Consider the following 20,995-nt stretch of genomic DNA (forward strand, 5'->3'; position numbering starts at 1 on the left):
TCATATTCAACATGTTGTCCCGACCAGGCCCGTTGTCCTGGTCGGGTTTATTCCGTGATGCCGGGCGCGGGACCATGCCGCGCCCGCCGTCATCAGAAATCCGTCGACACCGTCATCAGCGCCGTCATCGGGGCGGCCAGATAATAACCCGGCTGGGACACCTTCGACGAAACGGTGGGGCTGGCGATGGAGCCGAGATAATGCACGTTCGAAAGGTTCGTGAAATTCAGGCGAATAACCGGCGCATGAACGATCGAGTAGCTCGGCAGGCGATAGCCCAGACCGACATCGACCGTCTTGTAGGCCGGCATGCTCTGGTCGTTCATGAACGTGGAATACTGCGAATCAACCCATTTGAACGCCAGGTTGGCGAAGAACGGACCGTGCTGGTAATTCACCCCGATATTGGCCATGAATTTGGGTGTCTGGACCATGGCCTTGCCGGCGGTCTGGTAGACCTGGCCACCATAGACCATGTCGTTATCCATCGTCGCATGGACATATTGCGCGTTGACGTAAGGCGAGAAGCCGTAATAGGCACGCGTCGCCACTTCCGCGGTGACACCGCGAATGGTTTCGCCACCGGCGGAAATCGCCTGGTTGACGAGCGCACCGTTGACATTCGCCAGCGTCGCGATCTGGTGATGCGTCATATTCATGTTGAACAGCGCGACGCTCGCCAGGAACGCACCATGATAGCGGAAGCCCAGTTCCTCGCCGATCGTGTATTCCGGCTTGGCCGATGGCAGGCCCTGCTGCGAAATCTTGCCGGTCGAAACGTTATAGAGGGTCGTGTAGGTATTGCTGGGCATCGGCGCGCGGGCATTGGTGATGCCGTTGACATAAACCTGCATATGCGGGTTGAGATCATACGAGATCGTGACACGCGGCATCGGGGCGCTGAAGGAGTTCGAGAACTTGTCCTGCGTTCCGGGGGAATAGTTCTGCCCGCTGACATAGTTCAGCATTTCGCGGAATCCCGCGGACACTTTCAGCTTGTTATCCAGGAACGACTGCGTATCGCCGATATACAAGGCATGCGTCTGCTGCTGCAGCGTGAAGTTCGAACCCGAGACGACCTTGCCATCCGTCGAACGCAGCGGATAGGCACCGAAATCATTGGCGGCATTTCCGTTCTGGTCCAGAGGCGACAGGCTTCCCAGCTGCGAGAGCGAGAAATTGTCGAACCAGTAACCCGCCTGCAGGGTATTGGTGCTGCTCAGCTTGGCGTCGATATAGGTATTCAGGCCCGCGGCATAGATGTTCTGGCGCGTGTTGCTCATCGCCAGGAACGTCTGCGTGGACGGGTTGGACAGATAGAGGCCGCTCGTGTCGACCGAAACCTTCTGATCGCCATTATAGAGGCTGTTGGCCGATACCGAGGTCTCGCCGGGCGCCTGGGTCGCTTCCCAACGGAAATACGGGTTGAAATGGAACGTCACCCCATGGCCGACGCCGAACGTGTTCTGCATCGACACGAGCGCGTCTTCGCTCTTGTAGACGTACGGCTTCCAGTAGGAGTTGCTCTTCGTGGGGTCGAAGGTACCGGCCAGGTTCCCCGCGGAGAAATTGTTGTCCACCTTGTTGGCGGCTTCCCAGGAGGAAAGGCTGGTGGTGTTCAGGCGCGCATTGTACCAATTGTCATACGATGCATAGATCGAGCTCTTCCCGTAATCCCCCCAGTCCTTCGTAATCTTGTAGTCAACCTGCGTGCGATGGTTACGGCCGCTGCCGGTGAAGAGGTCGGCGGCCGTATAGGAATAGGATCCGAACATCTTCACGCCGCTATTGCCGATATAGCCGGTATCAAGACGGGCGAAGACACGCTGCGCGCGATAAGACCCCGCGCTGTAGCTGAGATGACCACCCATCTTGTCGGAGGGATCGCGGACCGTAAGGATGATTTCGCCGCCACTGGCCGTGGAGGTCGGATCGACAATGCGCGAGCTGCCCTGGATCAGGGTCATGTCGGCAATGTTCTCGCCGTCCGCCCATGTTTCCATATAGGGCTGGTAATAGGCCTGGTCGATGCCCTGCATGCCTTCGAGGACATAACCCATTTCCGTGGTGCCCAGTCCACGCACCGTCAGGGTCTGGCGAATGGCAAGGCCGAGCGGATCGGAGTTACCAAAATTCACGCCTGGAACGGCGGCGAGCAGCGCGAGCGGAGAGCTCGCACCCATCTGCTGTGAAATATATTGCTGCCCGACCGAACTGCGCGATTCAGCAGCGGTCTGGTGACGCATCCGACCACCGGCGAAATGACGCACGCCGCTGATATTGATCGCCTCCGCACCGCCGGACGCTTCCATCGACGTGATCCGCGACGGCTGCCGCGCCGCCTGTGCCCGAACAGCCGTCCGCGCGGGCGCGCCCTGACCGGTCGCGACATGCTTGGCAGCCCCGGGCTTCGTCGCCACATGTTCGGCCACGGCCGCCGCCATCGCAGAATGAGCGCCAAAACCAAGGCCAGTGGATGCCAGGAGCATCGTTACCAAGGTGAGTTCAGAACAAAAGCGATAGCCTGATTTCATCGTTGGGTTCCAGATCTTTCAGGGGACGCACACATCGCCGCGTGCTGCTTCATACTGATGTCGCATCGAGCCATACCGAACGAACATTGTCCATTAAAAATGACTGTTCGATTATAATTATAAGACCGTTTCAACACAAAATGCTCGGTTCTGGCATTTGTGCCACACCGACGAACCTGAATCGACGCGGCCGAATCTCCCTTGAAATCGCAGAATGATTTCCAATATAACAAGGTATAATATATGTATTTATCTAATCAACGACACCATGACCTTGGTTCGCCAAGATCTTCCATGCACGACGAGCGTGCCCAGAATATGTCTGAACGGTCATTAATATTGCGCACATAGACACCATCGCCACTGTTCCAGTAGCCAGGCTCGATTACCGATGCGGGAACAGCTGCTCCACCGACACGTCGCGCTCTATGATGCCCTGCGCAGAAAGCTCTTCGCAGAAATCATCGATCATGGGTCGATTGGTCACGACACCAGGCGAATCCCAGTCCGGCGACATCTTCTGCGCGATCGTCGCGAAATCGTTCAGGATCCACGGGGTGGTATCCGCATATTTGGTACGCTTGGTCAGCCACAGACACTTGGACCTGTCGAGCAGATCGGAAATTTCCGTCTCGAGGTCAGGATATTCAGCGACAATATCTCGGCGCAGGCCAAGAATATGCATGCCCGGCACATAGCCCGTTTCAGCGTAATACGAGAGTTCCGCATTCTTGAAATCCGGAAGCAGATGCCGGAAAGGCGATTCCTCGTCAAAGAAGTTCGGCGGCAGGAAAGGCGTGAAAACGGCGTCCAGGAACCCATCCGCCAGCAGCGACATCAAGGAACGCTCTTCCGGTGCCGCTTCGATCAGTCCGGGCTGGCCGAATCCGGACAGTCGGTCCACGATCGGATGCGCTTCGGTCAGGCGACCGGCAAACCAGCGTGCATCGGCAACGGAAATCCCCTCGCGCCGGAGAATTGCGCGCGTCCAGGTGTTGCCCGAGTCCGGCCATCCCGTCACCCCAATGGCCTTGCCAGCAAGGTCGGCGACCGTCGTCAGGCCGGAACTCTTGCGTGTCAGAATGCAACGATGCCGAAAGCCGCGCATCAGGAAATAGGGAACACCATGATCCGTGCCGCGCCCCGCTGCGCATTCACGGGCATAACGGCTGAACGAGAGTTCCGCGCCATCATATTCGCCCTGCCCATCCACAGAAGGCAGCAACGTGCCGACCGTCGTGACACGAATGTCGAACACATCGGAACGGACTTCATCCAGCAGGATTGGCGTCAGGTAATCCCAGTCGCGCAAGGCAAGCCTGATGATCGGTTTCATGTTGGACACCCTCGTGAACTTGCATAATGCGTTCTGGCGGACATATGTTCAGTCCCTTTCGGCGGCCAGCGCCGCCGGGGAAGGAACGACGATCGTATAACCAACGACCCCCAGGGCGATGACGACCCCCGCCCCCGCGGCGGCGCCCAGGAACGATCCAGTGCGATCCAGCAGGAATCCGGTCAGCACCGGCGCAAACGCGCCGGAGATATTGGCAACCAGGTTGACGCTGGCGCCGACCGCGCCAAGATTTTCCCGGCCGGCCACGAACCCGATCATGGACACGCCAAGCGGCGTGGAAATCGCCAACCCTGTCGCCGAAAAGGTCAGGCACCCCATCACGATCAGGAAAGAATGCGAATAGGCCGCACCCACCAGCATCAGGGACGCCAGCAGGCTGATGGCCAGCATATATTTCCGCACGCCGATCGGGTCGTATCCCGCAAGGACAAGACGATCGACGAGAAACCCGGCGACCAGCACCTCCCCCGCCACGGCCACGATCCAGGGGAGCGCCGTGTAGAGCCCGGCATGGACGGTACTGACACCCAGTTGCAGTTCCACCAGCCGCGGCATCCAGGTCGCCAGCAGGTAATAAACGTATGTATAGCTGGCAAACCCGATCGCCACCCCGGCGATGGCACGGGTGGGGATCATCGCCTTCAGCGACCCGGCGACGGAAGACAGTCCCCGCCGTCCGTCCCCGGCTGGCAAATCCTTTGGATAGATCACGGCGAACAGCGCCGCATACGCCAGGGAAATCGCCGCCGTCAGCAGGAAGCACGCACGCCAGTTGGCATAGGCCAGCACGCCGGCGATGACCGGGACGCCAAAGACATAGGAAAGTTTCGAACCGATATCGAGGCAGCTTGTCGCGCGGCCGCGTTCGGCGGGGGAAAACCGCTCAGTCACCGCCCGCCACATGGCCGGATAGATCGATGCTTCCGAAAGGCCGAGCAGCAGGCGCGCCAGGCACAACCCGATCACGGACCCCACGAACGCGCTGATGAAGCTGGAGATCGCCCAGACGATCACACTGATCAGGACCGGCAGGCGCGTGCCGAAGCGGTCGATGATGATCCCGGCCGGAACCTGCGCCAGTCCGTAGCTCCAGAGGAAAGCAGACAGGACGACCCCAAGCCCGGCATTCGACAAATTCAGTTCATGCGCGATCGGTGTCGCGATGACGGACAAATTCACCCGGTCCAGATAACCGACAAAGCCCCCGAGACCGAAGAGTCCTGCCAGGACCCAATGCGACCGCGACGCCTTCGTCGATGCCACGATGTCGTTTGTCTGGACTTGCACGGCGATCGCACGCCCCCTCATCACATGGCAGGATTTCCTTATACCTAATGTGCACAGTGCGTATACGCAATGGATTTGTGCTGTGTCCGAAAATTTTCGGGCGTCACTTTTCCTGACCGAAAAGTCAGAATAATTATATTAATATACTGATATTAAACGAACATATTTCGAGACGTCGTTGGAGATTCAATTTGATTTTATGAATACGATACGTATACAACCGTCTAGGAAGTGCAGACGTCCCTGCAACCGTGACGTTGCCGGGAATCGCCATGCCATCTGTCGAAGGCCAGGACATCGTGAACATCCCGGGAACGCATGCGCTTCGTGCATTATCGATCTCACTCGCGCTCGTGGGGCCCACGCTGGTGCTCGCGGCGAACGGGCAGGCGATCGCCGGCACGACATCCTGGCCGATCTGGAGCATCTTCGCCCTGGGCGCGCTCTGTATCGCGCTTGTCGCCTACAGTATCGCCCGACTGGTCTCCTCGCTCGAAACCGGGGGGAGCGCCTATCATATCGCGACCCTCACGCTTGGCGACCGGGCGGGGCGGGCGGTAGGGCTCACGCTCTGCAGCGCCTATCTCTGTTTCGCCCTCGCCACGCCTTCGGCGACGGTCGGCTTCCTCACCGACCTGGCCGGCCAGCCTGATGCCATGACACCCGGCTTATGGAGTATCTGCGCGGCGGCCGGCGTCCTGGCGGCCATGCTGCTCCTGCATCGGAACGCTTCGGTCACCCGCCTTCTGCTGATGATCGAAGGAGGCGGCATTATCCTGCTTATCCTCCTGTTCTGCGCGATCATTGCCGCGCCATCGGGGTTGCGGGCGGCCCATGACATTATTCCTCCTGTCAGGGATACCGGCATTTCGGGCCTGTTTTCAGCGGTCGTGGTGGCATTCCTGTCATGGGCGGGCTTTGAATCCTGCCTGTCCCTGACGCGCGAAACCCGTTCGCCGCAAACTGACATTCCGCGCTCCCTCTACGGCACCGTGGCGGTAACGGCTGTCCTGTTCATCGCCGTCTCCTGGGCCGTCCAGAAAGGCTTTGCCGCACGCCTTGGCGGCGACATGGCGCTGGCGCAGAGCCAGAACGCCCTCGGCGCGCTGGGAAGCGCCTATCTCGGCAGATGGTCCGCGGTTGCCTTTGGTGTCGCGGCCGTCGCGTCCTCGTTCGCCAGCACCGTCGCCGCCATGACCGCCGTAGGGCACCTGCTGGGATCCCTTTTCCCCCAGGCCCTCTCCCCGGGCGACAGGGCGACGATGCTGGTCGGCGCCTTCGTGCTTCTGATGCAGTTCGTCATCCCCCGCGTTCCCTGGGCCGAGGCCTCTCCGGTTGCGACCTATGGGCTGTTCGCCTCCTGCGGCGCGGTCTGCGTCATGGTGGCCTATCAGGCGGTCCAGATCGGCTTCATCCGCGCCATCATCCGCCGGCAGATCCCCGGCCATATGCTGGAATCGGGCATTGCGGCGGTCACGTTCTGCACGATCAGCCTTGTCTTGGTCACAAGCCTCGAACAGCGGGGAATCGGTCGGAAAGCAACCATTGCCGGCCTGGCATGGTGTCTTGTCGCGCTGATCATCGGGACGACGACCGCAGCGACCAGACCCGACGCCCTGTCGACTGGCGATCGGCCGGGATGACGCCCCTCTGCTTCCCTACACCCGGACATGAGCATCGTTACGAGCAAAAAAATACCTGAACACCCTGACACGACGATGAAAACTGCCCGAGCGCTTTTTTTGGAATTGGCGAGCATATGAAACATAGACAGGAAACAACACGCGAGCGGCCGATCTATCCTGGGGAAACGGCCCTGCTGTTTGTCGATACGCAGGTCTATAATTGCAGCCGCGACGGCGGCGAATATGCCGGACTTCCGGATGCGACCTTTCAGGACAGGTTCGGCTATTTCTTCGACCAGTTGGAAAGCGTCGCCCTCCCGAACTGGGTGGCGCTCGGCACCCGCGCGCGCGCGACCGGGATCGAGGTCATATATACGGTCATCGAAAGCCTGACCCGCGACGGGCGCGACCGCAGCCTCGATTACAAGATCACGGGCTTCAACGTCCCCCGTGGGTCCGCCGACGCCCGGGTGATCGATCCCATCGCGCCCGCTGATGACGACATCGTCATTCCCAAGACCTCGTCCTCGGTCTTCATTTCCACCAATATCGATTATGTCCTGCGCAATCTGGGCATTCGTTCGCTGATTATCGTCGGTTGCCTGACGGATCAGTGCGTTGATTCCGCCGTACGGGATGCATGCGACCTTGGCTACCTTGTCACATGCGTGACCGATGCGTGCCTGACCCTGTCGCAGGAACGCCAGGAATCGTCGCTGCGCAACAATCGCGGCTATGCCAGGCAGATCGACACGCAAACCATGCTCGCGGAAATGTCGCACGTCCATCAGGCGGCGACGTCATGATGACGCCCGACAACACCGCGCAGGAAAAGCTGATCTTCGCGGGAACCTGCGATATCGCGGGGCATGTCCGGGGCAAGGGCTTCCCGGCCGCGATGCTGCAGGACCGCCTCGCGACCGGCGTCGGCTATACCGCCAGCAACCTGATGCTCTCGGCCTTCGGCCCGATCTACCAGACCCCGTTCGGCACGCAGGGCGACCTGATGCTTGTCCCCGACGCGGCGGCACGGGCCGAAATCCCCGGCGAGGACAGCCAGTCGCACACGCTCATGCTCGGCGACATCCGTCATGAGGACGGCACGCCGTGGGACTGTTGCCCACGGACCTTCCTGCAACGCGCGCTCGACGCGCTCGAACGGGAATTCGGCCTGCGACTCCTGTCGGTGTTCGAGCAGGAATTCACGTACACGGGTGTCGAGGACCTGCCGGGATCGAGCTATGGGTTCGGTCTGTATCGACGGTCGGGTTCGCTGGGCCCGGCGATCGTCGCGGCCCTGCGGCAGGCGGGAATCGAACCTGATTCCTTCATTGCGGAAGCCGGCGCCCGGCAGTTCGAGGTCACGGTCAAACCCCGCATCGGCATAGCCGCGGCGGATGAGACGGTCTTCCTGCGCGAGATCGTTCGCGGCTGCGCCGCCGCACGCGGTCATCGGGCCAGCTTCACACCGATCACCCAGCCGGACGGCATCGGAAACGGCACGCACATCCATTTCAGCCTGCGGGACCTGGAGGGCAATCCCGTCACCCACGATGCCGCCGGCGCCCTGGGGCTCAGCCGGCAGGCGGCTGCCTTCGCCGCCGGGGTCATCGCGCACATGCCGGCAATGGCGGCCATCACGACACCCAGCGTCGCCTCCTATTACCGGCTGCGTCCGTCGAAATGGGCACCGACATGGGCCAACATCGCCCTCGCCGATCGTGGCGCATCGCTGCGCGTCTGTCCGACCTTCTCGACAGACCCCGCGACGATCGCGCGGCGCTACAACCTCGAATATCGCGTGGTCGACGCCAGCGCGAGCCCCTATATGGCGCTGGGCTGCCTGGTCCACGCGGGACTGGACGGGCTGCGGCGCGATCTCGCGCTGCCGCGGCATCCGCAGGGCCCTGATGCGGATTATCGCGCTGCCAACGTATCCCCCCTGCCCTCGTCCCTCGGCGAGGCACTAGCCGCCATGATGGCGGATTCCGCGGTCCGGAGCTGGTTCGGCGACCGGTTTTTCGATGCCTATCACATGTTCAAATCATCGGAGATCACCGCGCTGGCGGGCCTGTCCGAAGATGAAATCTGCCGACGGTATCTCGAGGTTTATTGATGCGAGACGAACGAAATCCAGCAGATTCGGATATGCTTCTGGCCGATGACGAGCCATCGCCCGTCCTGTCGCACAATCTGGACTCCGACAGCCCGTTCTTCCTGACGGTGGACCATGCCGGACGCCGCATTCCGCGCCGCCTGCGCCAGCTCGGCCTCCGCGAAGAACGGATCGCGCGCCATATCGGCTGGGACATCGGCATCCTCGCCGTCAGCGAGATCATGGCCCGCCGCCTTGCCTGCCCCCTGCTGGCGCAGATCTATTCGCGCCTGGTCATCGATTGCAACCGACGGCCGGGCGTGGCGTCATCGATTCCGGAAAGCAGTGAAACCGACATCATTCCCGGCAATCTCGGCCTCGGCCCCCAAGAGCGCGCGGCGCGGGAACGCACATTCCTCCGCCCCTACCAGCACGCGATCGAGGCCTGCCTGGATACGCGCGAGCGCCAGGGAACGCCGACCTATCTCCTGGCGATGCATAGCTGCACCCCACGCTACAGGGACGAGGTACGGACCCTGTCGGCCGGGATTCTATGGGGACCCGACGACCGCTTCGGACGACTGGTCCTGGAAGAGGTCCGCGCCCTGCGCCCCGATGAAGACATTGCCGAAAATCAACCCTATACTGTCGATATGAATAATGACTACACCGTGCCCGTGCATGCCGAAGGTCGGGGTCTTCCCTATGTCGAAGTGGAAATCCGCCAGGACCTGATCTCCGATCCGGCAGGCATCGCGTCCTGGGCCGATACGATGGCAACGGCCGTGCAACGTGCCGCGGCGCGTTTCGAGAGCCGGGGATCATGATGCGCCCCCACGCCACCACACGGGGAACGGCTGCCGCGGACATGCCGGCAAAGGAACGTATCTACGAATCCGTTCGCCGCGCCATCCTGGTCGGCACGTACCCCCCCGGCACGTTCATCGAGGAAGAGCGGATCTCGACGCAGCACGACGTCTCGCGCACGCCCGTGCGCGAGGCGTTTCACCGCCTGCATGCCGAACAATATATCGAACTGGTGCCCCGGCGCGGCGCCATGGTGAAGCCCATCAGCCTGGAGGAATTCAGCGGCCTGTTCCAGGCACGGCTTCTGGTGGAAACGTCTGTGGCGGCCATCGCCTGCCAGCAGCGCATCAAGCCATCGGCGGAAATGCGCGATGCGTTGCATCGCCTCCAGACCTTTTCCGCCGTGGACAGGCCGGAAGATCAGGTGGACTACCTTGCCGCGGACTGGGATTTCCACGCGGCGCTGATCAGCCTCAGCGGCAATACGATCCTGCAGGCGATGTACGGTGCCCTGCGGCCCCATCAGGAACGTGTCGGCATGACCGCACATCCCCTGCCGGAAGATCTGGAGATTCTCGCGCGCGAGCATTTTGCGATTTACGACAGCCTGCAATCACATGATTTTGCCGCCTGCCAGATGTGGCTGACGCGGCACCTGGGCATGGCGGGCCCGCGTGGACAGCCATCCGGCCGGGTGTAGCGCGACAGCGACCCAGGAATAAAAAAGAAGAACAGGTATTATCCGCAAAACACCAGATATGCTAAAAGCCTTTCCGAAATAAGAATGTCCGCCCACGCAACGCGGCATCAAAACGGAGTAAGATCACAATGAAAATCGCACTCGGCCAGTTCGGGGCCACCGCACAATGGGAAGAAAACCTCGCGACCGCCATCGACCTTGCGGATCGCGCTGCCAGGGAGGGGGCCCGCCTTCTCATTCTGCCCGAGGATATCCTCGCGGCCGACATGCATGATCCCGACATCGTCCTGCGCACCGCGCAGCCGCTCGACGGTCCCTTCGTCACCGGCCTTGTCGATGCCCTGCGCGGCAGTGATCTGACCGTTGCCGGGTGCATTCCCGTTCCGGACGGCAATGGCCGCGCCCACAACTGCCTTATCGTCGTTTCCGGAGAAGGTGTCGTTGCGGTATATCGCAAACTGCATCTTTATGACGCCTTTACCATGAAGGAATCCGATCGTGTTACGCCTGGCGTGGAAGTCCCGCCCCTCGTCACGATCGGCGACCTGAAGATCGGCCTCATGACATGCTACGACGTGCGTTTCCCCGAACTGGCCCGCAGCCTCGCCCTGGCGGGCGCCGACGTGATCGCCCTGCCTGCGGCATGGGTGCGTGGACCCGGCAAGGAATGGCATTGGGAAGTCATGGTGACCGCCCGCGCCCTTGAAAACACCTGCTATGTCGCAGCCGTGGGCGAATGCGGCCCGCGCAACATCGGGTGCAGCATGGTCGTCGATCCGCTGGGCGTCGCCGTCGTCCGCGCGGGACAGGATCCTTCCCTGCTGTTCTGCGAGATTTCGAAAGAAAAGATCGCAAAATCCCGGCAGGCCCTTCCCGTCCTGCAGAACCGTCGTTTTGCCGCGCCTGTCCTGCAGTAATCACGTGCCTGAGGGCGGTCGTCCACCGCCCTCAGCCTCCGGCGAAGAAGTTTTCAGAAAAATGACCATTCAGTCTATATTATGACTGAATGGTCATGACGTCCGAGGCCGCAAACGACAGACAGGGCGACGTTCCGCTCTGAACAGTCGACCAACTGAGGGCGTCAGAGCACGAAATGTATGGGTCGAGGCAGGCCCGTGAGATCGGATGCAAGGCCTCTGCCCATGCGCAAAGGCGCCCCCTCTCTATCGCCTGCCTTACGACGATGCATCGCATCGCCAAAATCTTAGAGGCGGGTTCAAACTTCGTTCTGTTGAACAAGAGCGCGCGCTGCGCCATGATAGAAGATCACCGCCAGCGCGCATTTCCAACAGGCGCCAAGTGGCTCAAATTCGCCACAGCTCCCTGTACTCCTTCAGATTGTCCACCGCATGATTCGCATGGGGATGATTGTATTCGCTCTGCACTGCGAAAGTGGCTGGACAGAACAGCGACAGCCTGTTCATGAGTGTCGTCACCATCGCGGAGACCGCTGCCGAAATCGAGAAGGTTCAGTATGCTGGTCACGCAGCGAAGGCCGGTCGCCTGGGCGAATGGCTGGAAATGCGTATACATCTCTATGCTCGCAGGAGCGTCCCGATCAGTCTGCCGATTTCTCCGTTCTCTGAAAGACGACAGATCAATTCCGAGCGCAGAGGCATCAGCCAGAACTTGGTGATCTGACGATTACGGCGACGACGCGGGTTCAGGGCCTGACGGCACTGATCCGCAACGTCCGGCATTTTCGGCTACCAGGAATCCCGGCAGTCGATCCGTTCGAGAAATTGCCGGGCCAATCTGCCTCGTACAGGTGAGCAGACAGTTCTCTTTGGATGGGATGCGGCGACCCAAGCCGTTGCTGCCAGGTGACGCTGAGACATTTGTAGCGCGGACCGTCAGCCAGCGTTTCAGCCAGCTGACATTTCCCCGTTACTACCAAATAATCAATTTTCTCGATGAATTATGCCGTTTTTACGGACGCTTCGGATACTGCCGGACAGGCAAAAATCACTCCCACTCTATCGTGCCGGGCGGCTTGGAGGTGATGTCGTAGGTCACGCGGTTCACGCCCTGGACCTCGTTGACGATGCGGCTGGCCACGCGGTTCAGGAAGCCGATATCGAAGGGGAACACGTCGGCGGTCATGCCGTCCGTGCTGGTCACGGCGCGTAGCGCGCAGGCGTAATCATAGGTACGCCCGTCGCCCATCACGCCCACCGTGCGGACCGGCAGCAGCACCGCGAAGGCCTGCCAGATCGCGTCATACAGGCCGGCGCTACGGATTTCCTCCAGGAAGATCGTATCCACCCGGCGCAGCAGCGCCAGCTTGTCGCGGTCCACGGCGCCGGGAATGCGGATCGCCAGGCCCGGTCCGGGAAACGGATGACGTCCGACGATATGTTCGGGAATGCCCAGTTCGCGACCCAGTTCCCGGACCTCGTCCTTGAACAGTTCGCGCAGCGGCTCGACCAGCTGCATCTTCATATGCTCGGGCAGGCCGCCGACATTATGGTGCGACTTGATCGTCACCGACGGTCCGCCGGTGAAGCTGACACTTTCGATCACGTCGGGATACAGCGTGCCCTGCGCCAGGAACTCCGCACCGCCCAGCTTCGCGGCTTCCTCGTCGAACACTTCGACGAACAGGCGGCCAATGGTCTTGCGCTTGATCTCGGGATCCGTGACGCCGTCCAGCGCCGACAGGAACAGGTCCGACGCGTCGCGATGGATCAGCTTGATATTGAACCGGCCCCGGAAGGTCTTGACGACCTCCTCGGCCTCACCTGCACGCAGGATGCCCGGATCGACGAAGATGCAGGTCAGCTGGTCGCCAATCGCCTCGTGGATCAGCACGGCGGCGACCGAGGAATCGACCCCGCCCGACAGGCCGCAGATCACCCGTCCCGACCCGACCTGTTCGCGGATGCGGGCGATTTCCATATCGCGGAAGCCGGCCATTGTCCATGTGCCGCGGCAGCCCACGACATCATGCGTGAAATTCCGCAGCAATGCCGCGCCGTGGGGCGTGTGCACGACCTCGGGGTGGAACTGCACGCCGTACAGGCGCCGCCCTTCGTCCGCGATGATGGCGAACGGCGCGCCCTCGCTGACCGCGACGGCGCGGAAGCCGGGCGGCAATTTCGTGACGCGGTCGCCGTGGCTCATCCACACCTGTTCGCGGCCACCGCGGGCCCAGGTGCCACGGAACAGGGCGCAGTCCTCGGTAATGTCGATATGCGCGCGCCCGAATTCACGGTGTTCGTGCGTCTCGACCGCCCCGCCCAGCTGGTGGCACATCGCCTGCTGCCCGTAGCAGATCCCCAGCACCGGCACCCCAAGGGCGAATACGACATCGGGGATGCGCGGCGCGTTTTCGTCCAGCACGCTGGACGGGCCGCCGGACAGGATGATGCCCCGGGGCGCGAAGGCGCGGATCTTCTCGGGTGTCGAGGAAAACGGCCAGATCTCGCAATACACGCCGCTTTCGCGCACGCGGCGGGCGATCAGCTGCGTCACCTGGCTGCCGAAATCCAGGATCAGGATCCGATCCCCGTGCAGCGCGCTATCCAGGGCGGCCACCTCGCCTCCCTGCGCGGTCAGATCGGGTCCACCAGCTTTCACATCGTCGCTCATCATCGTTCTCTCGGTCGCGGCACTACGGTCACAGGGCTTGCTGCATGAGCCGGGCGGGCAATGCAAGCGCGGGATATGCGTCGATGGCGACCATAGCGCAAGATCGCACCAGGCGGGACCCTATGGCCCACGGCAACGCGCGCGCCCATATTGGGACCGTCACAGCCCCGTCCCTTTCGATATGGAGCCCCAACTTGACCCTGCCCCCTCCGATCCCGCGGCGTCGCGCCGGACGTTCAGGGGCCCTCGCCCTGGGCGTTGCCCTGTCGATCCTGTCGTCGGCCGGGATATCAACGGCCCGGGCAGCAGCCAGTGCCGCCGACGACCCGATCGGAATCTGGACCGGAACGCTGGTGGCCGATCGCGGAATATGCCCCGAGACGCGCGCGCCCTCTACCTTGCAGATCGGTACCCGGCGGATCGCCTTCACCCCCGCCGACGGGTCGCAGACCCTGCGCGGCACACGCGACGGTCCCCAGGGGATCTTCCACGCCCAGCTGGTGCTGAGCGACATGAACCACAAACCCTTCCCCATGGTGTTCGAGGCCCGGCCCAGCGGCGACACGATGTCCGGAACCTACGGCACCCCCCGCTGCCGTGCGCATGTTGTGATGACACGGCCCGGCAGCAACGCCCTGTCCCATTTCCTGGGGCATTAGGACACCGCCAAAATACCTGCTGGCGGCCGTCGGGGCCGCACCGCCCTGCGCCGGCAACGACATGGCGGCGGATGATTGTCGGATCGACATGGATGCGACATGGTCCGACACCATCATCAGTCGCCGCCCGGCAAGGCGGATCAGCAGGAGCATACGGCTTGACCTTTCCTTCCCTCCACCCGGCCGGGACACTTGCCTTCCTCGCCGCCCTGACGCTGGCCGGCGGCATCGGGCGCGCCGCCCCCGACCCGGCGCTTACGGTCCAGACCGGCAGCGACATCCCCGCCCATGTGACCTTCCCCACCGACAATCGCGATTACATCAAGCGCGACCTGATGATCCCGATGCGGGACGGCGTGAAGCTGCATACCGTCATCGTCATCCCCAAGGGCGCGCACGATGCGCCGATCCTGCTGACCCGCACCCCCTATCACGCGTCGGAACGACTGAACCGCGTGGAAAACACGCCGACCATGCGCGCGCTGCTGCCACAGGGCGACGACGTGTTCGTCGGCGCCGGCTATATCCGCGTCTTCCAGGATATTCGCGGCAAGTACGGGTCCGAGGGCGATTACGTCATGACCCGCCCGGTTCGCGGCCCGCTGAACCCGACGAAGACGGACGAGGTCACCGACGCATGGGACACGATCGACTGGCTGGTCAAGAACGTCCATGAATCCAACGGCCGGGTCGGCATGTTGGGCTCGTCCTACGAAGGGTTCACGGTCGTCATGGCCCTGTTGGACCCGCATCCGGCGCTGAAGGTCGCCGCCCCCGAGAGCCCGATGGTCGACGGCTGGATGGGCGACGACTGGTACCATTACGGCGCATTCCGCCAGGGCGGCCTGGATTACTTCACCGACCAGATGACGGTACGCGGCAGCGGGGCGACGATCCCCCGGGTGGATCGCGACGATTACACGAATTTCCTGCGCGCGGGCTCCGCCGAGGATTTCGCCCGCGCCGCCGGCCTGGACCAGTTCCCCTGGTGGCAGCGCATGCTGGCCCATCCGGACTACGACGCCTTCTGGCAGGAACAGGCGCTGGACAAGCTGATCACCCGGCGTCCGCTGACGGTCCCGACCCTGTGGGAACAGGGCCTGTGGGACCAGGAAGACATGTGGGGCGCGATCCATGCCTGGCAGGCGCTGAAGGCCGCCGGAACCCACGTGCCGAATGTGCTGGCGATGGGCCCATGGCGGCATAGCCAGGTGAATTACGACGGGTCGGAGCTCGGCGCGCTGCACTGGAATGGCGACACCGCGCATCAGTTCCGGCGCGATGTCCTGCTGCCGTTCTTCAACCAGTATCTGCGGCCGGGCTCGCCGGCCGCCAACCTGCCCGAGGCCATCATCTACAATTCGGGCGAAAACCACTGGGATCGCTTCGCGCACTGGCCGCTGGCATGTGACGGCGGGGCTTGCGGCCACCCCAGCACGCCGCTTTACCTCCAGCCCGGGTTCGGCCTCGCGTTCGGCCATCCGGCCGCCGACGGCCAGGATTCCTATGTCTCCGATCCCGCCCACCCAGTACCCTTCGTGCCGCGTCCGTTCAATTTCGCAACGGACGCCCCCCGCTGGAAAACCTGGCTGGTCGAGGACCAGCGCCAGGCGGAAAGCCGCCCGGACGTCCTGACCTACGAGACGCCGGTGCTGGACCACGCGGTACGCGTCAGCGGCGTTCCGGTGGCCGACCTGTTCGCCGCGACCACCGGCACGGATTCGGACTGGGTGGTGAAGCTGATCGACGTGCAGCCGGCGACGGACGGCGACCGGCCGTCGATGGGCGGATACGAATTGGCGGTGTCCATGGACATCTTCCGTGGCCGCTATCGCACGGGCTTCGCCCACCCCACCCCCGCCGTCCCCGGTACGGTGGCCCGTTATCGCTTCACCCTGCCGGCGGTGAACCACGTGTTCCAGCCGGGACACCGGATCATGGTCCAGATCCAGTCCTCGCTGTTCCCGCTCTATGACCGCAACCCGCAGACGTACGTCCCGAACGTGCTGCGCGCGAAGGCCAAGGACTATGTCGCCGCGACGCAGTCCGTCCATCGCGGCGGCACGCAGGCGACGGCGATCTGGTTGCCGGTCGTCCCCTGATCCCGCCCGGCCCCCGCATCACGGGGGCCGGCCAGGAGACGAGCGGCTCTTCAACTGTCCGGCAGGGGTGGTGGTGATGTGCGCGGGTCCGCGTATAATGCGGGCATGTCCGCCTTTCCCCCTGTTTCCGCCGCGATTCTTTCCGTCGTCGTGCGCGCGTCGCACGTCCTGCTGATCCGGCGGGCCAACCCGCCGGACCAGGGCCTGTGGGGCTTTCCCGGCGGACGGGTCGAGCGCGGCGAGACGATCATGCAGGCGGCCGAACGCGAACTGCGCGAGGAAACCGGTTTCGACAGTCGGGCCGAGGGCGTGCTGACCGCCTTCGACGTCCTGGACGAGGACGATGCCGGCGCGATCCGATTCCATTACGTCATCGTCGCCGTGCGCTGCGCCGATACCGGTGCCCAGGCGCTGCGCGCCGCCGACGATGCCCTGGATGTCGGCTGGTTCACGCTGGAGCAGATCCGCGCCGCCCCTGCGCGGATGAGCCCGGGCCTGCTGGAACTGGCCACGCTGGCCCTGTCGAGCCGGGGGATCGCCCCCTGGCCGACCCCGGCGGGCCGATCGCATCCCATCCATGCCTCTCCCACCCAAATCATCGAGGACGCCGCATCGTGACAGCTCCGCCCCGCCACATCCTGCTGGTCGAGGACGAATCCGCCATCGCCGCGCTGATCGAGACCGCACTGGACGGATCCGGTTTCCGCGTCACCACCTGCGCGGGCGTGCATGCGGCGGAACAGGCGCTGGACCGTGGACCGGTGGATCTGGCCATCCTCGACCTCACCCTGCCGGACGGCCCGCCCGACGAGCTGATAGGGCGACTGGCCAGACTGCCGGTCCCGATGATCGCGATCAGCGGCGATCCGGCCCGATTGGCCCGGTTCACCGCCGGCCAGACCCTGGAAAAGCCATTTCGGATCCGGGCACTGATGGACCAGGTCCGGGCGTCCCTGCTGCCGGCCTGACCTTTCAGGGGCGGCCGGACGGCAGGACCACGGCGATATCGCCATCGGAAATCGGCGAGGCCAGGACGACGCGGAAAACGGCGTAGCGTTCGGCGACGCGCCCGGCTCTCCCGCGTGCCACTGTCCCGATCCGCACGATCCGGGCGAAGGCATGCATATCCAGGTCCCGCAGCCGCCGCATGCTGCACAGGAATAGGCCCTCGCCCCCCGCCGTATGCGGCAGGTCGAACAGGGCCCAGCGAGGTTCCATTCCGATCACCCGCCGATGCGGCAGCATCAGCGCCAGTTCCGACGCCATGCCATACTCGTCGGCCGCCACGAACGCGCCGGGCGGGGCCACGTCGTCCACCGCGCGGGCCAGGGCGGGCCAGCCCGCCATCTGGCGCAGGGTGATATCGAGATGTGGCGACAGCGAAAACGGCGCCACGGTGGATTGCACATAGACCACCCCGCCCAGGGCCAGCCCGAGGGCCGACGCCCCCATCCAGCCGCGCCACGCCAGCGACGCCGCCGCGACCGCCAGACCGGGATAGAGCAGGACGGGCCAGTTGGCCTGCACACGGTCGCCCAGCGCATGCTGCACGAACACCAGGATCGGCAGGATCGTCCAGCATGCCAGCACTGCCGCTATGGGCGCCTGGCGCGCGTGACGAACGACCCGCCACAGGCCGCCGGCCATGAACACGAAGACCAGCGGCGTGGCCAGGCCGACCTGCCCGCCCGCCAGTTCGCCCAGGAATTGCACCGCCCGCGCCGGATGCCAATCCCCCGTTCGGCCGCCCTGGCGGATGAAGCTGGCCCAATGATGGCCGGCGTTCCACAGGATGACGGGCGTGAACAGCACCAGCACCAGCAATCCCGCGCACCATGGATAGGGCGTACGCAGCCACATCCGCCCCAGCCGGCTGCCTATCAGCCAGAGCGCCAGCCCCGCCCCGGGCAGGATCGCGGTATATTTGCTGTCGCAGGCCAGCCCAAGCGCGACGCCCACGACCAGCCACCAGGCCCCGCGCCCGGTGGCCATCAACCGCCCCAGCGCCCAGAGCGCCAGCACGATGAAGAACAGCAGCGGCGTGTCCGGCGTCATGGTCACCGCGCCGATTCCCAGCGCCAGCGTGGCGTTCAGCAGGACCCCCGCCCGCACCATCCGCCCGGCGGCGGCCTCCTTCGAAGCATCACCCGTCGGGCCGACCACCAGGTCCCGCGCGGCGGCGGCCACGAACAGGGTTCCCACCGCCGCCGCAAGCGGCGCCAGCAGCCGGATGCCCAGCGCCGTGTCGCCGAACAGGGTCGTACCTGCCCGGATCCATACGGCCACCATCGGCGGATGGTCCAGGTATCCGGCCGCCGGCACCCGGGACCATACCCAGTAATAGGCCTCGTCCGGCGACAGGGGGGCCTGGGCGGCGACAACGCACCGCACCAGCGTCAGGACGACCAGGGCGACCCCGCCCCATGCCAGCATGCCGCCCGTCCGTCCACCGGACGGACCGATCAACGCACCCGCCAGATCAGGGTGGAGGACACGGCATAGTTCCAGACCACGGCAATCGCCGCCCCCGCGGCACCGGCCTGGTCCCACTGGCCGTCGCTGCGGAAGATCGCGCGGGCGATGCCGATATCGGCGACCGCCCCGACTGAACAGATCAGCAGGAACAGGACCAGCCCGCCCCACATCCGGCCGCCGCGCAGGCGGCAGTCGCGGTAGGTCAGGGCATTGTTCATCCAGAAATTCGCGACCATGGCGACGAGGGTCCCGATCCCCTGCCCCTCGGCAAAGCCGACCCCGCACCGGCGCGCGATCCCCAGGACCGCGAGATTGACCAGGATGCCGACCAGACCGACCAGACAGAACCCGAGGAAGCGGATCGGCAGGAAGCCCCGGCAGAACTTGTCCAGCATCATCGCCATGAACTGCAGCAGGACCAGCAGGTCCAGCTTGCTTTCCCCGGCCACGCGCGGGCGGAAGATGAACGGCACCTCCAGCACGCGCGGACGCTCGGCGGCGGACAGGAAGACGTCCAGCAGGATCTTGAACCCCGTCCCCGACAGGCGCGGCACGGCGTGTTCGAACAGGTCGCGCCGCATGGCGAAGAAACCGCTCATCGGGTCGCTCAGCCGTACCGGCATCAGCGTCTGCACCAGCCGGATGCCCGCATCCGACAGGAAGGTCCGCCAGCCATTCGCCAGCCCCGCATTGTCGCCGCCAGGGACATGCCGGCTGCCGACGGCGATGTCGTACCCATCCCGCGCCACCGCGTCGATCAGCGCGCCCAGGCAGGATTCGTCATGCTGCATGTCGCCGTCCATGACCGCGACGATCGGCGCCGAGGACGACAGGACCCCTTCGATCACCGCCGACGACAGGCCGCGCCGGCCGATGCGCAGGATGCCGCGCACGCGCGCGTCCATTTCGGCAAGGGCGCGGATTTCGTCGATCGTGCCGTCTGGGGAGTTGTCGTCGACGAAGATCACCTCCCACTCGCGGCCCTTCAGGGCGACCGACAGGGCGGCGACCAGCGGCCGGACGTTCGCCCGCTCGTTGTAGCAGGGAACGACGATGCTGATATCCGCCGCCGGCCGGGCCATGCCCTCTGCCGCCCGCACCGCCCTGGGATTCACGTCACGCTGGGCCCCGGGGGCCGAATCGGCCATGGAGGAGAGAAGCACCGTCATGGCATCGCCGTGCCATGCGGCGACACCGGCACCCCCGCGCGGCTGAGAGAGGTCCGGATGGTCTGAAGGGTCTGCACCCGGCTGACATGCGGACTTTCGGTCAGGCGTCGGGTCAGCTGGTTTTCATGCGCGGCGTCGCGCGCTACCAGCCGGACCAGGAAATCCCCCCCGCCGCGGATCATGTGGCATTCCCGGACCTCGGGCCAGTCGGCGACCTGGGACTCGAAGGCCGACAGGACGCTTTCCTTCTGGCTGTCCAGCCCGATCAGCGCGAACAGCGTGATCGTCCACCCCAGGAGCGCGGCATCGGTATCCGCGTGATAGCCGCGGATCAGCCCCTCCTCCTCCAGCCGCCGCACGCGGCGCAGGCAGGGCGGGGCGGAGATTCCCACCCGGCGCGCCAGTTCCACGTTCGTCATGCGGCCATCCGCCTGGAGTTCGGCGACGATCCGACGGTCAATCGCATCCAGGTCCATCACTTCGGTCATATCCGTCCCAAACATCGAGACGGCAGGATATTGCAAGCCTCCTGCCGGGAAAAGGGCGCCCCGAACGTCATCCGGCTTGTGCCCAGCGCATTGGACGGCCATATCC

At 63.9% G+C, this 20,995-nt stretch carries 18 protein-coding genes; 11 read left to right on the forward strand and 7 right to left on the reverse strand.

Features of this window, described 5'->3' with window-relative positions:
• Positions 1-92: 92 nt before the first annotated feature.
• The 3 genes from HLH28_RS14570 to HLH28_RS14580 all read right to left on the reverse strand — a co-directional run bounded on the left by HLH28_RS14570 (position 93) and on the right by HLH28_RS14580 (position 5,199).
• Positions 93-2,444 carry a TonB-dependent receptor gene (locus HLH28_RS14570; RefSeq protein ID WP_182960476.1) on the reverse strand — a complete coding sequence of 784 codons (2,352 nt, stop codon included), beginning with the start codon at positions 2,442-2,444 and terminating at the stop codon, positions 93-95.
• A gap of 475 nt (positions 2,445-2,919) precedes the next feature.
• Positions 2,920-3,870 (reverse strand): nitrate ABC transporter substrate-binding protein, encoded by a 951-nt coding sequence (locus HLH28_RS14575; RefSeq protein WP_182960478.1) that lies wholly within the window; start codon positions 3,868-3,870, stop codon positions 2,920-2,922.
• Positions 3,871-3,918: 48 nt separating this feature from the next.
• Positions 3,919-5,199, reverse strand: a complete 1,281-nt coding sequence (locus HLH28_RS14580) for an MFS transporter (RefSeq protein WP_182960480.1) — start codon at positions 5,197-5,199, stop codon at positions 3,919-3,921.
• A gap of 251 nt (positions 5,200-5,450) precedes the next feature.
• Between HLH28_RS14580 and HLH28_RS14585 the strand changes: the two genes are divergently transcribed.
• From HLH28_RS14585 to HLH28_RS14615, 7 genes are all read left to right on the forward strand, one after another.
• On the forward strand, positions 5,451-6,821 hold the full coding sequence (locus tag HLH28_RS14585; protein WP_182960482.1) for an APC family permease: 1,371 nt from the start codon (positions 5,451-5,453) through the stop codon (positions 6,819-6,821).
• A 116-nt stretch (positions 6,822-6,937) separates the two neighbouring features.
• Entirely contained in the window at positions 6,938-7,609 is a 672-nt protein-coding gene (locus HLH28_RS14590; RefSeq protein ID WP_182960484.1) for an isochorismatase family cysteine hydrolase, read from the forward strand.
• A complete protein-coding gene (locus HLH28_RS14595; RefSeq protein ID WP_182960486.1) occupies positions 7,606-8,919 on the forward strand; it encodes a type I glutamate--ammonia ligase in 1,314 nt (437 codons plus the stop codon). The genes HLH28_RS14590 and HLH28_RS14595 overlap by 4 nt, the downstream gene beginning before the upstream one ends.
• A 32-nt stretch (positions 8,920-8,951) precedes the next feature.
• On the forward strand, positions 8,952-9,725 hold the full coding sequence (locus HLH28_RS14600) for an N-formylglutamate amidohydrolase (RefSeq protein WP_182960488.1): 774 nt from the start codon (positions 8,952-8,954) through the stop codon (positions 9,723-9,725).
• Positions 9,722-10,405: a GntR family transcriptional regulator gene (locus HLH28_RS14605; RefSeq protein ID WP_182960490.1), complete on the forward strand. Its 684-nt coding sequence runs from the start codon at positions 9,722-9,724 to the stop codon at positions 10,403-10,405. Before HLH28_RS14600 ends, HLH28_RS14605 begins: the two co-directional genes overlap by 4 nt.
• 128 nt (positions 10,406-10,533) lie before the next feature.
• Positions 10,534-11,322, forward strand: a complete 789-nt coding sequence (locus tag HLH28_RS14610) for a deaminated glutathione amidase (RefSeq protein WP_182960492.1) — start codon at positions 10,534-10,536, stop codon at positions 11,320-11,322.
• A gap of 505 nt (positions 11,323-11,827) precedes the next feature.
• Positions 11,828-12,046 carry a PIN domain-containing protein gene (locus HLH28_RS14615; protein ID WP_182960494.1) on the forward strand — a complete coding sequence of 73 codons (219 nt, stop codon included), beginning with the start codon at positions 11,828-11,830 and terminating at the stop codon, positions 12,044-12,046.
• Positions 12,047-12,370: 324 nt separating this feature from the next.
• On the opposite strand, the gene guaA is transcribed toward HLH28_RS14615, so the two are convergent.
• The gene (guaA, locus tag HLH28_RS14620) at positions 12,371-13,999 is read right to left on the reverse strand and encodes a glutamine-hydrolyzing GMP synthase (protein WP_246396229.1); all 1,629 of its coding nucleotides are present in this window, start codon (positions 13,997-13,999) and stop codon (positions 12,371-12,373) included.
• 197 nt (positions 14,000-14,196) lie between these two features.
• Here guaA and HLH28_RS14625 point away from each other — a divergent pair, with 197 nt between their 5' ends.
• The 4 genes from HLH28_RS14625 to HLH28_RS14640 all read left to right on the forward strand — a co-directional run bounded on the left by HLH28_RS14625 (position 14,197) and on the right by HLH28_RS14640 (position 17,725).
• Positions 14,197-14,655 (forward strand): hypothetical protein, encoded by a 459-nt coding sequence (locus HLH28_RS14625; protein WP_408869855.1) that lies wholly within the window; start codon positions 14,197-14,199, stop codon positions 14,653-14,655.
• A 209-nt stretch (positions 14,656-14,864) separates the two neighbouring features.
• A complete protein-coding gene (locus tag HLH28_RS14630) occupies positions 14,865-16,757 on the forward strand; it encodes a CocE/NonD family hydrolase (protein ID WP_246396243.1) in 1,893 nt (630 codons plus the stop codon).
• Positions 16,758-16,862: 105 nt separating this feature from the next.
• A complete protein-coding gene (locus tag HLH28_RS14635; protein WP_182960499.1) occupies positions 16,863-17,375 on the forward strand; it encodes an NUDIX hydrolase in 513 nt (170 codons plus the stop codon).
• Entirely contained in the window at positions 17,372-17,725 is a 354-nt protein-coding gene (locus HLH28_RS14640; protein WP_182960501.1) for a response regulator, read from the forward strand. Before HLH28_RS14635 ends, HLH28_RS14640 begins: the two co-directional genes overlap by 4 nt.
• Before the next feature lie 4 nt (positions 17,726-17,729).
• Here HLH28_RS14640 and HLH28_RS14645 read toward each other — a convergent pair whose 3' ends face one another.
• From HLH28_RS14645 to HLH28_RS14655, 3 genes are all read right to left on the reverse strand, one after another.
• Entirely contained in the window at positions 17,730-19,190 is a 1,461-nt protein-coding gene (locus tag HLH28_RS14645; RefSeq protein ID WP_182960503.1) for a glycosyltransferase family 39 protein, read from the reverse strand.
• Between the two features lie 29 nt (positions 19,191-19,219).
• Positions 19,220-20,314, reverse strand: coding sequence for a glycosyltransferase (locus tag HLH28_RS14650; protein ID WP_182960552.1), 1,095 nt, complete (start codon positions 20,312-20,314; stop codon positions 19,220-19,222).
• Between the two features lie 83 nt (positions 20,315-20,397).
• Positions 20,398-20,889 carry an Lrp/AsnC family transcriptional regulator gene (locus HLH28_RS14655; protein WP_182960505.1) on the reverse strand — a complete coding sequence of 164 codons (492 nt, stop codon included), beginning with the start codon at positions 20,887-20,889 and terminating at the stop codon, positions 20,398-20,400.
• Positions 20,890-20,995 lie beyond the last annotated feature (106 nt).

It is taken from the genome of Gluconacetobacter tumulisoli (genome assembly GCF_014174155.1).
Classification (GTDB): domain Bacteria; phylum Pseudomonadota; class Alphaproteobacteria; order Acetobacterales; family Acetobacteraceae; genus Gluconacetobacter; species Gluconacetobacter tumulisoli.

Bases quoted from the DNA above. Each gene is read 5' to 3' on its own strand.
- HLH28_RS14570 (WP_182960476.1), bottom strand. From the start codon at position 2,444: ATGGCGGCGGCCGTGGCCGAACATGTGGCGACGAAGCCCGGGGCTGCC.
- HLH28_RS14575 (WP_182960478.1), bottom strand. From the start codon at position 3,870: ATGAAACCGATCATCAGGCTTGCCTTGCGCGACTGGGATTACCTGACG.
- HLH28_RS14580 (WP_182960480.1), bottom strand. From the start codon at position 5,199: ATGAGGGGGCGTGCGATCGCCGTGCAAGTCCAGACAAACGACATCGTG.
- HLH28_RS14585 (WP_182960482.1), top strand. From the start codon at position 5,451: ATGCCATCTGTCGAAGGCCAGGACATCGTGAACATCCCGGGAACGCAT.
- HLH28_RS14590 (WP_182960484.1), top strand. From the start codon at position 6,938: ATGAAACATAGACAGGAAACAACACGCGAGCGGCCGATCTATCCTGGG.
- HLH28_RS14595 (WP_182960486.1), top strand. From the start codon at position 7,606: ATGATGACGCCCGACAACACCGCGCAGGAAAAGCTGATCTTCGCGGGA.
- HLH28_RS14600 (WP_182960488.1), top strand. From the start codon at position 8,952: ATGCTTCTGGCCGATGACGAGCCATCGCCCGTCCTGTCGCACAATCTG.
- HLH28_RS14605 (WP_182960490.1), top strand. From the start codon at position 9,722: ATGATGCGCCCCCACGCCACCACACGGGGAACGGCTGCCGCGGACATG.
- HLH28_RS14610 (WP_182960492.1), top strand. From the start codon at position 10,534: ATGAAAATCGCACTCGGCCAGTTCGGGGCCACCGCACAATGGGAAGAA.
- HLH28_RS14615 (WP_182960494.1), top strand. From the start codon at position 11,828: ATGAGTGTCGTCACCATCGCGGAGACCGCTGCCGAAATCGAGAAGGTT.
- guaA (WP_246396229.1), bottom strand. From the start codon at position 13,999: ATGATGAGCGACGATGTGAAAGCTGGTGGACCCGATCTGACCGCGCAG.
- HLH28_RS14635 (WP_182960499.1), top strand. From the start codon at position 16,863: ATGTCCGCCTTTCCCCCTGTTTCCGCCGCGATTCTTTCCGTCGTCGTG.
- HLH28_RS14645 (WP_182960503.1), bottom strand. From the start codon at position 19,190: ATGCTGGCATGGGGCGGGGTCGCCCTGGTCGTCCTGACGCTGGTGCGG.
- HLH28_RS14650 (WP_182960552.1), bottom strand. From the start codon at position 20,314: ATGGCCCGGCCGGCGGCGGATATCAGCATCGTCGTTCCCTGCTACAAC.
- HLH28_RS14655 (WP_182960505.1), bottom strand. From the start codon at position 20,889: ATGACCGAAGTGATGGACCTGGATGCGATTGACCGTCGGATCGTCGCC.